General features: G+C 60.4%; 11 protein-coding genes. 4 read left to right on the top strand and 7 right to left on the bottom strand.

Features of this window, described 5'->3' with window-relative positions:
• Nucleotides 1-526: 526 nt before the first annotated feature.
• Nucleotides 527-4,966 carry an alpha/beta fold hydrolase gene (locus EXY20_RS34100; protein ID WP_135556907.1) on the top strand — a complete coding sequence of 1,480 codons (4,440 nt, stop codon included), beginning with the start codon at nt 527-529 and terminating at the stop codon, nt 4,964-4,966.
• A 74-nt stretch (nt 4,967-5,040) separates the two neighbouring features.
• Here the strand turns inward: EXY20_RS34100 and EXY20_RS34105 are convergent, their stop codons facing one another.
• From EXY20_RS34105 to EXY20_RS39345, 5 genes are all read right to left on the bottom strand, one after another.
• Complete coding sequence (locus EXY20_RS34105; protein ID WP_135556908.1) at nt 5,041-6,702, bottom strand: b(o/a)3-type cytochrome-c oxidase subunit 1; 1,662 nt, start codon at nt 6,700-6,702, stop codon at nt 5,041-5,043.
• A gap of 49 nt (nt 6,703-6,751) precedes the next feature.
• Nucleotides 6,752-7,240, bottom strand: coding sequence for a cytochrome c oxidase subunit II (locus tag EXY20_RS34110; protein ID WP_135556909.1), 489 nt, complete (start codon nt 7,238-7,240; stop codon nt 6,752-6,754).
• Between the two features lie 18 nt (nt 7,241-7,258).
• Nucleotides 7,259-7,414 carry a cytochrome c oxidase subunit 2A gene (locus EXY20_RS34115; RefSeq protein WP_135556910.1) on the bottom strand — a complete coding sequence of 52 codons (156 nt, stop codon included), beginning with the start codon at nt 7,412-7,414 and terminating at the stop codon, nt 7,259-7,261.
• A gap of 295 nt (nt 7,415-7,709) precedes the next feature.
• Nucleotides 7,710-8,375: a molybdenum cofactor guanylyltransferase gene (mobA, locus tag EXY20_RS34120; protein WP_167859719.1), complete on the bottom strand. Its 666-nt coding sequence runs from the start codon at nt 8,373-8,375 to the stop codon at nt 7,710-7,712.
• Nucleotides 8,376-8,510: 135 nt separating this feature from the next.
• Entirely contained in the window at nt 8,511-8,666 is a 156-nt protein-coding gene (locus EXY20_RS39345; RefSeq protein ID WP_167859720.1) for a hypothetical protein, read from the bottom strand.
• A gap of 174 nt (nt 8,667-8,840) precedes the next feature.
• On the opposite strand from EXY20_RS39345, the gene EXY20_RS34125 reads away from it, so the two are divergent.
• Nucleotides 8,841-9,557: a Crp/Fnr family transcriptional regulator gene (locus EXY20_RS34125; RefSeq protein WP_407944950.1), complete on the top strand. Its 717-nt coding sequence runs from the start codon at nt 8,841-8,843 to the stop codon at nt 9,555-9,557.
• Between the two features lie 39 nt (nt 9,558-9,596).
• Here EXY20_RS34125 and EXY20_RS34130 read toward each other — a convergent pair whose 3' ends face one another.
• Nucleotides 9,597-10,406 carry an ABC transporter permease subunit gene (locus EXY20_RS34130; RefSeq protein WP_135556912.1) on the bottom strand — a complete coding sequence of 270 codons (810 nt, stop codon included), beginning with the start codon at nt 10,404-10,406 and terminating at the stop codon, nt 9,597-9,599.
• Nucleotides 10,403-11,290, bottom strand: a complete 888-nt coding sequence (locus EXY20_RS34135; RefSeq protein ID WP_135556913.1) for an ABC transporter ATP-binding protein — start codon at nt 11,288-11,290, stop codon at nt 10,403-10,405. The genes EXY20_RS34130 and EXY20_RS34135 overlap by 4 nt, the downstream gene beginning before the upstream one ends.
• Nucleotides 11,291-11,429: 139 nt before the next feature.
• Between EXY20_RS34135 and EXY20_RS34140 the strand changes: the two genes are divergently transcribed.
• Entirely contained in the window at nt 11,430-12,023 is a 594-nt protein-coding gene (locus EXY20_RS34140) for a TetR/AcrR family transcriptional regulator (protein WP_135556914.1), read from the top strand.
• Between the two features lie 35 nt (nt 12,024-12,058).
• Nucleotides 12,059-12,502, top strand: coding sequence for a GNAT family N-acetyltransferase (locus EXY20_RS34145; RefSeq protein WP_135556915.1), 444 nt, complete (start codon nt 12,059-12,061; stop codon nt 12,500-12,502).
• Nucleotides 12,503-12,513: the final 11 nt, after the last annotated feature.

Raw genomic sequence — 12,513 nt, forward strand, 5'->3', positions numbered from 1 at the left:
GATTACAATCGCACTCGCATCCATTCGTCAATTGGTTACCTCACCCCGCATTTATGCGAAAAAAGGTACTACGAGCAACAGCAGATCGCTTAAATTGTGTGTCTACTTTCTTGACAAAGGTACACTTCGCCAAGCAGCGAGCGAATGATTTATAGAAGTGTTGTGTCGAAAGTGTAGCTACTATATTACGATCTATCGGGGCGGTTTGTCCGGCGGAACAAGGTATCGAAGGATAACGAAAGATATGATTGTGACATTGCCGGACGCAATGCGGTGCGAGATGATAGAAGTACGCCAGGTTTTGGAAAACGCTGCTAACAATTCCGCATGAGGGGTTTGTCGGCGGCGTTTTTTGTTTTCGGCGGACGCGCGCCTTGCGCTCCACCCCGGCGAAACAAGCGGCTGCGGCTGCGACAAAGGAGGCGACGGAAAAGGCTGACGAAGATGCTGCACGCTGCTTCCGGAAGCTGCTTTCTAATTCGAATGGACACGGCAATACGTTCGCGACGAGAGGAGTTGGACCGTAATGAGAAGATGGCAAACCCGACTTACCGCTTGTGTGACAAGCGGGTTATTCGCGTTATCGCTGCTGGCGGGCGCATGGGGGCCCGCAGCGTTGGTGCGCGCCGACGGGGATACGACGCCGCCGGCGGCGGTAACGAATGTAACCGTCGATCAGGACGATAACGACAGCGACCCGGCAACGTGCGATTTCTGGCACTGCTCGTCGACGTCGCTGAAGCTGATCTGGACGGCGCCGGGCGACGACGGCAGCACCGGCACGGCGCAATCGTACGACATCCGCTACAGCACGGCGACGATCACAAGCGCCAACTGGGCGAGCGCCACGCCGGTGGCGACCGTGCCCGTGCCAGCCGCAGCCGGCACGACGCAAATCAAAATCGTACGCGGTTTGACGCCGAACACGACGTACTATTTTGCCATGAAAACGAAAGATGAAGCGGGCAACGAATCCGGCCTGTCCAACGTCGGCAGCAAAAAAACGAACGCCGCCTGGGGCATGACGCTCGATGCGTCGAAACTGGTCAGCGAGGCGGGCGGCGGCGACCTGACGAAGCTGATCGACGGCAATACGGCGACCACGTGGGACCCGACCGGCTATCCGGCGAGCATGAACGTCAATTTTGGCTATCTGTACAACAATATCGTGTCGGTGAACCAAATCAAGGTGTATACGACCGGCGGCACCGGCACCCTGTCCGTTTATGCCGGACGTCCCGGGCAATGGAGCCTGCTGTACACCGATACGCTCACGGGAACGCCGGGCTGGTTGACCCATACCGTCAACAAGATCGGGTCCGACTTCCGCTTCGCGCTGACGTCGCCGAGCGGCGATGCCAAGCTGTCGGAGATCCAGCTCGTCGGCTCCGGCGCAGCGCTGGATACGACTCCGCCTGGCGCGGTGACGAACCTGACGGCCGGCGGCGCGACGGCATCGTCCGTGCAGCTCGCCTGGACGGCGCCGGGCAACGACGACGACCCGGTCGGCTTCGCCAACAGCTACGACATTCGCTACAGCACGTCGCCGATCACGGACGCGAACTGGGCCGGCGCCACTCAGGCAACCGGCGAACCGACGCCGACCGAAGCCGGCACGAGCCAATCCATGACGATTGGCGGGCTTGCGGCAGGCACCACATATTACTTCGCGCTGAAAGCGAGCGATTTGAATTATTCCAACCCAACGACGACGAGCGCCAACACGTCGGCGTTGTCGAACGTGGCGAGCGCGGCGACAACAGGCGGCGGCGACACAACGGCCCCGGCCGCCGTCGCGAACCTGGCGGCGGGCAGCCCGACCTCGTCGTCCGTAACGCTGACGTGGACCGCGCCGGGCGATGACGGCACCGCCGGCACGGCGGCTTCGTACGACATCCGCTACAGCACGGCGACGATCACCGACGCCAACTGGGCCGGCGCCACGCCGATCAGCGGCGAACCGGCTCCTGCGGCGGCAGGCACGTCGCAATCGAAGACGGTGAGCGGCCTTGCGGCAAACTCGACGTACTATTTTGCGATGAAAACGAGCGATGAAGTGCCGAACGTGTCGGCGCTGTCGAACGTGGCCAGCGCCGCAACGACGGCAACGCCGGACACAACGGCGCCGGCCGCCGTCGCGAACCTGGCGGCGGGCAGCCCGACTTCGTCGTCCGTGACGCTGACGTGGACCGCGCCGGGCGATGACGGCGCCGCCGGCACGGCGGCTTCGTACGACATCCGCTACAGCTCGGCGACGATCACCGACGCCAACTGGGCCGGCGCCACGCCGGTCAGCGGCGAACCGGCTCCTGCGGCGGCGGGCACATCGCAGTCGAAGACCGTGAGCGGGCTTGCGGCGAGCACGACGTACTATTTTGCGATGAAGACGAGCGATGAAGTGCCGAACGTGTCGGCGCTGTCGAACGTGGCCAGCGCCACGACGACGGCAGCCGCCGCCGATACGACCGCGCCCGCGCCAATTACGAGCCTCTCCGTCGATTCGCAAACGGGCACCACCATTACGCTCAAATGGACCGCCACCGGGGACGACGGCAACACCGGGCAGGCGACCAGCTACGAGGTGCGCTACAGCGACTTTTACCCGACGATGACGAAGCTGGGCAAGGATACGTGGACCGGGGCGCCGGTTTACGCCCAGTCGCTGGTGCCCAAGCCGGCCGGTCAACAGGAAACGTTGACGGTCACGGGGCTGAAGCCGGGCAAATTGTACAGCTTCACCGTCGAGGCGAAGGACGAAGCGAACAACTCCTCCGGCCTGTCCGATTCCGTCGCCACGATGACGAACTGGGACAGCGCCGGCGCTTCCGCCGGGCTTGTCGCCGAATCGTACGACGATACCGGGCTGACGGCGTTCAAGGGCCGCGTGGCGCTCGGCTCGTTCCAGTTCCATCCGTGGGATTTGATCGTATCGGATTACAATACATTCGGCAGCCGGGTTACCGGCCAAGTGACGCCGCAGTATTCGCAGACGTATACCTTTTATGCCAAAACGTCGGCAAACGACGGCGTGCGCCTGTGGGTGAACCGGCAGCTTCTCGTCGACACGTGGAGCAGTCCGACCGCAACGGAGCAATCGGGCACGATCGCGCTGACGGCGAACCAGGCATACGAAGTCCGGGCGGAATATTACGGCGCGAGCGGCAGCAGCTTCCTGCAAACGAGCTGGTCGAGCGCCAGCCAGTCGAAGGAAATCATCCACACGCCGCGGCTGACGGCGCTGACCGATACGATCGCCCCGAACGCGATTACGAACGCGGCCGTTTCCGCGCTCGGCGCATCCAGTGTGCGGCTGACCTTTACGGCGCCGGGCGACGACGATATCGCGCTGCCGGGCATGACCGGCCCCTGGGGCGCGGTCTCCGCCTATGAAGTGCGCTACAGCACGGCCGCCATAACGGACGCGAACTGGAACGCGGCAAGCAAGGCGGACATCTGGGTCATTCCGCAGCCGCGCGGGGGCGCCGAAGCGTTGACCGTCGCCGGCCTCAAACCGGGCACGACGTATTATGTCGCGGTCAAGGCGATCGACGAAGCCGGCAATGCGGGCCCGGTCTCGAACGCGGCGAGCGCAGCAACGACCGGCACGGCGGACAATACTGCGCCGGCTGCCGTTTCGGGTCTGAGCGCGGCGAACGCCGGCCTGCTCAAGGCGCAGCTGTCCTGGACCGCGCCGGGCGACGACGGCGGCAGCGGAACGGCGGCGGCGTACGACGTGCGCTTCAGCACGTCGGCCATCACGGCCGCCAACTGGGACAGCGCCGCCGAAGCGTTCGGCGAACCGGCGCCGCTGGCGGCCGGCTCCGGCCAAACGATGACGGTGGGCGGGCTGCAGCCGGGCACGACGTATTATTTTGCGCTGAAAACGATCGACGAGGTCGGCAATGTCTCCGCGCTGTCGAACGTCGCCTCGCTGACCGCGACAGCGGCGCCGGCCGGCGGGTATGTAACGGGCGGCGCGTCGTCGCTGGAGCTGCATGCGAGCCTGGCGCAAGCCGGCAACATCTACTATGTCGTGTATAACGCCTCGCAGGGCACTCCGACCGCAGCGGCGGTAAAAGCGGCGGCGCAAGGAGCGACCGGCGGCGCGCTCGTGAAGAACGGCACGATCGCCGTAACGGCCGGAAGCTCCGGCAGCGAGCTCGTGCGCGCGATCGCCGCGCTGCCGGAGAATGCGACGTACTACACGTATTGGGTCGGCGAAACGACTTCGCTCGGCACAGTATATAGCGCCACGAACACGCTGCAGGTGAAGCAGAAAGACATCGCTGTCGCTTCCGCGGTGATGGGCGCCACGTTCCACTACCTGGCGTATGAACCGGAGAGCGCTTATCGCGACCCGAACGCCAAGTACCCGCTGCTCCTGTTCCTGCACGGCCAGGGCGAGTCGTTCGACGCGTCGCACAATCTGAACGCGGTCAAATTGCATGGTCCGCCGATGCTGATCGCGCAAGGACAGGAACTGCCGTTCATCGTCATTTCGCCGCAAAAACGGGTGAACGACCACTGGTACACGGCGGGATTCGTCGACGAATTCGTGCAGGATGCGATGAAGCGGTACCCGATCGATCCGCAGCGCATTTACGTGACGGGCCTCAGCGTAGGCGGCGGCGGCGCGTTCTACTATGCCGACGAGCATCCCGAAAAAGTGGCGGCGGTCATTCCTGTCGCCGGCAAAAACAACATCGAAATCGTCAACCAGCCGTTCATCAACGACACGAACGTGTTCCGGTTGAACCGGGTTCCGATGTGGACATTCAATAATGCGGACGACCCGACTGTCGGCCGGGAAGGGACGGAAGCGATTTTGAAGCTGATGGTCAACAGCAAGGTGACGCCCGATCCGTCGCCGATGTTTACGGTGTACCAGCAGACGGGACACGGCGGCTGGGACGAAGCGTACGGCAACCCGGCCATTTATACGTGGCTGCTGAGCAAGACGAAGTAACGTTCCCTTGCTGCACGAAAGGACCTCGCCTTCCACTGCCTGGTGGAGGTCGAGGTCCTTTTTGTTGAAGCAGCTTACCACGTGCGCACGCCCGGCGCTCCCGGATGCATCGGTCCGATCATGTCCATAATCGGAATCGTGTACGCGAACAAGATCAGAATCACCGAAATCGCGATCCACATCCCCCACCGCTCAAGGAAACGCGGCGTCGTTTGCTCGGACTCCTCCGCCTCGGCGATCGGGTATTCCGTTTCGCCCTGCGGCAGCCGGAACAGCGCGACCACATTATAGATCATCATCAGCAGCGCCGCGAACAAGATGATGCCGCCGATCGCCATCGCCACATGGTACGGCATCCACATGACGGCATCCGGGTGATCCTGGTACGTCGTATACGCCGTGCGTCGCGGCGACCCGAACAAGCCGACGATATGCATCGAGCCCGACATGAACAGCATGCCCACGCACCAGAGCAGCGTCTGCACGATGCCGAGGCGGTTGATCGCCGGCGTCAGCACACGGCCGGTGACGACCGGCAGCAGCCAATACGTAATGCCGAAAAACGTCAGCGCCACACTGGTCGCCACCGTCAAATGAAAGTGGCCCGTCACCCACAGCGTATTGTGCACAACGGCGTTCATCTGGTTGCTGGCGTTGATGATGCCGCCCGCGCCGGCCGGAATGAAGACGAGCATGCCCATGAACGGAGCGAAAAAGCGGACGTCGCGCCACGGCAGCACCTTCAGCCAGCCGAACAGGCCGGTGGTTCCTTTGGCCCGACCGGCGCGCTCGAACGTCGCAAACAGCGAAAACGCGGTCATCAGCGACGGCACGACAACCATAAACGTCAGCACGACCTGGATGTATTTCCACAGCGGACTGATGCCCGGCTCCATCAGCTGGTGATGGAAACCGACGGGAATCGAAAACAGCAGCAGCAGCATAAACGACAGCCGCGCCAGCGCATCGCTGAACAGCTTGCCGCCGATCAGCTTCGGAATGATGACATACCAGCAAATATAAGTCGGCAGCAGCCAGAAATAAACGAGCGGATGGCCAAAATACCAGAACAGCGTGCGGCTCAGCACCACATTGATCGTTTCCGTCCAGCCGAGCGACCACGGGATCAGCTGCACAACCACCTCGATGGCGACGCCGATAGTGGCGATTTGCCACAGCAGCATCGTAACGACGGCCATAAAGCCGAACAGCGGCGATACCCGACCGCGGTGCGTATGCCGCCAGTACCGGTATTGATAGAAGATGCCGGCCCCGCTGATCCAGCTGCCGATCACAACGAATGCAAGCCCGATGTAAAACACGGGATCCGCCTTCATCGGCGCATAAAACGTATACAGCACGCTCGCCCGGTTCAGCAAGATCATCGCCAGCACAAGCAGCCCGCCGCCGGTCATCAGGGCGAAGCCGCACCAGCCCATGCCGCGCACGGTCGGCAGCAGCTTGCCGCCCATCTGGTGCGAGACGCCGGAATACAGGAAGCCGATAATAAAATAGGTGGTAAACACAATCGCCATCAGCACGCCATGCGCCGTCAGCAGCTGGTAGTAGCCGATGCCGCCGGGCAGCGTGTACATGCCTCCGCGCACGACGCTTTGCAGCAGCCCCGCAACGCCGCCGAGCGTCAGCGCAAAGTACGCGAACAGGATGTAAGCGAGCACAAGCTTTCCGTCCTGTGCGTCGAACCGCCGTTCGTTGCCAAGCTCCGTCATCGCCATCTTCCTCTCTCTACGTTCGAAAACAGGGATTTTTACCTCGCCGGTCCCGTTACGTCACGATCAGCTTCATCATCATCAGCTCGTGAGCGGCGCCGCAGTATTCGTTGCACAGGATGAGGTATTCGCCTTTTTTCGTAAACTTGTGCGACGCCTGGCTCACTTGTCCGGGCTCGACCATAAAGTTGACGTTCGTGCCGGGAATTTCGAAGCCGTGCACGACATCCTGGCTGGTGACGGTGAAATGGACCGTGGAGCCGGCCGGCACCCGAACCACGTTCGCGTCTTCGCCGGTGCCGGCCGTATAAGCGAACGTCCAGGCCACGATCACCGCCTCGTATTCGTCCTTTGCCACTTGCCGGACGCCGGGTTGATCGAACGGCGCCGTTTCGTTCACTTTCGTCGGGTCGATCATGTGATGATGCTCGCTCGGCGGCTGAGCGCCCAAGGCGAATGCCGACACGCCGATGACAAGCAAAAAGACGGCCAGCATGGCTACGCCGAACGCGAGCCAAATTTTTTCCAACCGCTGCATATGCATTTTCGAGTTCCCCCTTCCTTATTGACGCGTCGCGAACAACACGAATACCGCCACCCAGCTCGCGATCAGGAACGCCCCCAGCAGCATGACGCTGACGAACGTTCCTTTCAAGGCGGGTTCGCCGCCGCGCTCCCGTTCCTCCGCGTGCTGCCGCTTCTGCTCCCGCTTGTCCATTCGCCGTCCTCCTCACCTAACGATCTCTTGCTTGCATAGCTATCCTATCGAACCGGCCGCCCGCGCCGCTGTGATCTGCTTCACACTAAAGCCGGATCGGCAACACTTGCCGGCAAACCGTCATCGTTCCGTCACAGATTCGGTTGTTCAAAAAGCCGACTTTTGATCACGAAGTATTTCAGGAAGCATATTCGACGTCGAATCTTGCGTTCACCCTCGAAGTCCGTTGCTCATTTCGTTAGCGGGGAGAGTTTAGCAAGCTAAACTCCCTATATCGGGTTTTGCCTAAACTCCGCTACTCCTTCTTCAGGTTCTCGCAACCTTCTCGGTGCTGAAAAGCCGGCTTTTTGAACTCGAACTTATCGGTTTCCAGCGCCTGCGCCATGGCGGTGTAACGGGCGTAGCTGCCGATCGCGGCGACGAAGTGCGGCTCGATGCCGGCGGCGACAAACAACGACTCATCGACCGGTGTCCAGTTCAGCGCGCGCAGCAGCCCTTCCGCCCGCCGCTCCCCGCGCTCGATCGCTTCGAGCGCCTGGCTGGAGCAGCGTTTGTCGTAAACGGCGTGCAGCGGCGAAGGTTTGCCGCCGATCACCGGCACCGCGGCGTCGGCGCCCGCTTCCTTCAATCCGCACAGCAGTTCGGCCGCGGCGGCCGACAGGAACGGCATGCCGCAGCCGACGACCCATACCGCGTCGTGCCGCGCCAGGCTGAAGCCCGCATGCATGCCGCCGATCGCCCCTTTGCCAGAGTAATAGTCGCTGATGATCCGCACGTCCGCGTCAACGATGCGCAAATACGGGCGCGGGTTGTCCGCCGCGATCACCACTTCGGCGCAGACGCGGCGCATTTCCCGGACTTGCCTGGCCAGCAGCGGTTCGCCGCCGAACGGCAGCAGCGACTCCCTCCTTCCTCCCATTCGTTTGTCCGGTTCCCCCGCCAGAATGAGGCCTGTCATCATAACCGTCTCTCCTTCCAGGTTCATTGTCTCCCTACTGTACGCCGTCCGGCGCGCCGGCGATGTAATTTTAATCACACCAAACAAAAAAAGCCCGCTCGGCGGGCATTGACAGGCGGAGTTGGCATATAGTCGGATTTATTGGACAGTGTCGTCGCTTGCGGGCGCAGGGGCGTGTTCCGGATCCGACTGCTCGCGCGAATTCGTTTGCTCGACTTTGCAGTCCTCGCAAATCCAACTGGTGCCAATTTGGCCGCTGCCGTTCATTTTGCCGCATTCCTGGCATGTGATCACGTCGATCGCCTCCTTTCCTTCCCCCATTGTAAGCGCGCGCTTCCGCGGCCGGCTGTGACATTTATCACAGCGCGACAGGGAATTCCCTCCCGCAAATTCAGGTCATTCCCCGATAGGAAAACGACCTGCCTTCCACTAAGATAGAAACAAGGAAACGCAAGGGGGCGGCTGAACGTGACGAACGCAAATAGCGAAGCGGTACAGACGGGAATTGCTGCATTTTTTTCGGAGGATAATATGGAGCGGCTCTACAGCGTCATGTATGCCAAATCGGCCAAGGCGGGAACCCGATTGTATTGGGAAGAAGATACGGCGGACAAACTGTATTATGTCAAAAAAGGCCAGGTGCGCATCTCCAAAACGGTGGACAACGGCCGCACCCTGACCCTGTATATCCACAAGGCCGGAGACTTGTTCGGGCAGATCGATCCGTTCCGCAATTCCGCGCAAATTTTTACCGCCGAAGTGATCGAGGACAGCGAAATCGGCGTCATCCAGCAGAAGGACCTGGAAGTGCTGCTCTGGCAGCATGGAGATCTGGCGATCGAATTTATGAAATGGATGGGGCTCATGCACCGGATGACGCAGTCCAAATTCCGCGACCTGCTCATGTTCGGCAAACCGGGCGCGCTTTGTTCGCTGCTGATTCGCCTGAGCAACACGTACGGCGTGCCCGAAGGCGACGCCGTGCGGATCGACTGCAAAATCACCAACGGCGAAATGGCCGACATGATCGGCACCACCCGCGAAAGCGTCAACCGGATGCTGGGCGACATGAGGAAGGACAACGTCATTTCGCTGCAGGACGGCACGATCACGGTGAAAAATATCGCCTACTTGCGCGATGTATGCAGCTGCGAAAATTGCCCGAAAGAAATATGCCGGATGTAGAACGTGTCTACACCCGGCTTCTTCTCGTTGTGTCGGAGGTTAAAGCGGCAAATCTCTGCGGCGGAACAGCGCGACGGCCAGCGCAAACGAAGCGAGCCCGATCGCGGCAAGCGCAACGAACGGCAGCGCCAGATGTGCGGTCCCGTTCACGATTTCTCCCGGCCGGTACAGCGCAAAAATCGACACGTCGCGCAGCCAGTCGAGCTTGTCGCTCAGCTTACCTAGAAGGTCGAGGCTGAAGAAGCCGAACGTGATCGCCCCGGAAACACCCATCGCCTTCTTCTCGTCGTTCGCAAGCGACGACACCAGAAACGAAATGCCGCCCACCGCAAAAAACAGCAGAAACGCCGCCGCGTTCATCACCAGGAATCGCCCCATGTCGAACGGAAATTTGTCGCCGAGGAACCACATTTTCCCGAGCGCGCCGGCGGCAATCGTCACCGCGAAGATGAGCAGCAAACCGGAGGCGAGCACCGCCGCCTGCGAAACGGCAACTTTGGCCCGCGTCGTACGGGTGGACAGCAAATACGCCATCGAGCCCTGATCGACCAGCTTCGCCATCAGCTGCGTCGACAGCTGCACGCAGACGATCGCAAGGATCAGCACAAGAATCAGTCCGTAATATTCCCCCGAAATAAACGCTTCCGCCGTGCCGTAGCCGTTCAGCCCGAACGCCCGGCCGACTCCCGCCGGCATCGAATTCACGATATCGTCGATCGCTTTCACATTGTCCGCGATGCCGGGATACAGCCACAACATGAGCAGGATGTAAAAGGCCGAACCGAACGCATAATTGAGGAAACCTTTCAAATAGACGCTCATCATTTGCCTGTACAGCGTGGCGTTCATCGGACCGTCTCCTTCCGGTCATAATAGTTCATGAAGACGTCCTCCAGATTTTGCGTCGTTTGATCGATGCTGTGCACGTCGAAGCGTGCCGCCTCGCGAACGAACTGGTCGTAATTGCCCTGGATCGCAACCTTGACCCGATTGCCCGCCTGCGACTCGACTTGCAGCCCGGCGCGCGCGAATGCCGCGGCGTCCTGCTCGCGGTAGAACGTCACCTCGAACAGCTTGCGCTGCATCTGCTGCAGCTCGTGTATGTCCTTGACGGCGACGATGACGCCGTCCTTGATGATTGCCGCGCGGTCGCACGTGCGTTCGATCTCCGGAAAGCTGTGCGACGACATAAGAAACGTCGTTCCTTTGGCCTTCTCTTCAAGCACGATGTCGATGAACACCTTCTGCATCAGCGGGTCGAGCCCCGAGGTCGGTTCGTCGAGGATGACCACTTCCGGGTCGTGCATGAAGGCGGCAACGATGCCGACCTTCTGTTTCATACCTTTGGACATTTTGCGGATCGGCGTGCCGGCGTCGAACTGCAGCCGCTCGACCAGCCGCTTCATCTTCGTGCGGTCCTTCACTCCTTGCATCGCGGCCATGAAGCCGAGAAACGACTTGCCGGTCATGCCGTCGAAGAAGGCAATTTCCCCCGGCAAGTATCCGACGTAGGCCTGGACTTTCCCCTGCTCCTTCCACGTATCCAGACCGCCTATGCTCACCTGCCCGCGATCCGGCCGCATGAATCCCATGATGTGGCGGATCGTGGTCGACTTGCCGGCCCCGTTCGGCCCGAGGAAACCGAATACTTCCCCTTTGTTCACCGCGAACGACACGTCGAAAATGCCTTTGCCGCTGGAAAATGTTTTCGTAAGACGGTCGACGATCAACATCCCGGCACCTCCGCATAAAGAAATGAACTCTTATGACGACCATATTTCATATGTTATAATATACCTATGCCAACAAGGCGTCAATCATTTTATGAACTATTGGCGTGTAAATATTTCATAAAAATTGCAGGAGGCCGCGATGAACGGTTTCGAAAAACGCGCGCTGCGCATCAAAGAGAAGATTCGGGCGACAACGCTCGAGATGATGCGCATATCGGATCCGGCCGGGATGCGGATCGCCGATATCGCCAAAAACGCCGGGGTTTCGCAGGTGACGATCTACAATTATTTCGGGAGCAAGGAAGCGCTGGTCCGCGACGTATTCAAAGGCTATATTGATCAGGCAGTCGCCGAATTCGAAGCGTTTTTGAATGACGGCCACACGGTCAAGGAGAAAATCGCCCACATCCTGTCGCTGGAGAAAACGACGTACCACGATTTTCCTCCCGGCATGATCCGCCAGTTGGTCGGCCAGGACCCGGAGCTGCGCGACTACATCGACATGTTGTACAAGGAGCGGGCGATTCCGCTTACGGTGCGCATCATCGAAGAAGGCAAGGCAAGCGGCGAAATTTCCGCTGCCGTTTCCGTCGAAAGCGTGTTGACGATGATGCGGCTGTACATGGGCCAATACGAGACCCTGCTCGAAATCGCGCAGGCTTCCGACCATATGGACGAGCTGCTGGAAGGGTTGGTGCATCTGTTTTTTTACGGGATTTGCGGGAAGCCGTGAAACAAATGAAATGAAAGGTGAAGGTGGGAAGAACGATGGAGATCGTCTATCGCAAGGCGTTGGCGGAAGATCTTGCAGCCGTCTTCGGGCTGCTCCGGCAGTTATGGCCGCATCAACCGCTCCATCTTGCGGAAACGGGCAGCGTCTATAGCCGCTGCTTATCCTCGGACAGCGACCATATGATTTGTGCAGAAGACGGGACCGGCCGAGTCGTCGGCTTCGGCAGCCTCGTCGTCAAAAACAGCTTCTGGCAGCAATCGTTCGTCGGCTACGTGACGACGCTTGTCGTCGATGAAGCCTGCCGCGGTCGCGGCATCGGCAAAGGACTGCTCGACGAACTGACCGCCGTTGCCGCTCGGGAAGGCTGCCGCCGCATCGAGCTCGACTCCGGCTTCCATCGCGAACAGGCGCACTTGTTCTACGAGCATCTGCAATTCGAGAAACGCGCGCTGCTGTTTTCCAAACGAATCGAACCGTAACCGGGAGGACA

It is taken from the genome of Paenibacillus cymbidii, assembly GCF_004764705.1.
Lineage (GTDB): Bacteria > Bacillota > Bacilli > Paenibacillales > NBRC-103111 > Paenibacillus_AN > Paenibacillus_AN cymbidii.

What these genes read in the sequence shown, in the direction of transcription:
- EXY20_RS34110 (WP_135556909.1), bottom strand. Translation starts at nt 7,240, where the DNA reads ATGCATATGCAGCGGTTGGAAAAAATTTGGCTCGCGTTCGGCGTAGCC.
- EXY20_RS34115 (WP_135556910.1), bottom strand. Translation starts at nt 7,414, where the DNA reads ATGGACAAGCGGGAGCAGAAGCGGCAGCACGCGGAGGAACGGGAGCGC.
- EXY20_RS34100 (WP_135556907.1), top strand. Translation starts at nt 527, where the DNA reads ATGAGAAGATGGCAAACCCGACTTACCGCTTGTGTGACAAGCGGGTTA.
- EXY20_RS34140 (WP_135556914.1), top strand. Translation starts at nt 11,430, where the DNA reads ATGAACGGTTTCGAAAAACGCGCGCTGCGCATCAAAGAGAAGATTCGG.
- EXY20_RS34145 (WP_135556915.1), top strand. Translation starts at nt 12,059, where the DNA reads ATGGAGATCGTCTATCGCAAGGCGTTGGCGGAAGATCTTGCAGCCGTC.
- EXY20_RS34135 (WP_135556913.1), bottom strand. Translation starts at nt 11,290, where the DNA reads ATGTTGATCGTCGACCGTCTTACGAAAACATTTTCCAGCGGCAAAGGC.
- EXY20_RS34130 (WP_135556912.1), bottom strand. Translation starts at nt 10,406, where the DNA reads ATGAACGCCACGCTGTACAGGCAAATGATGAGCGTCTATTTGAAAGGT.
- EXY20_RS34105 (WP_135556908.1), bottom strand. Translation starts at nt 6,702, where the DNA reads ATGGCGATGACGGAGCTTGGCAACGAACGGCGGTTCGACGCACAGGAC.
- mobA (WP_167859719.1), bottom strand. Translation starts at nt 8,375, where the DNA reads ATGATGACAGGCCTCATTCTGGCGGGGGAACCGGACAAACGAATGGGA.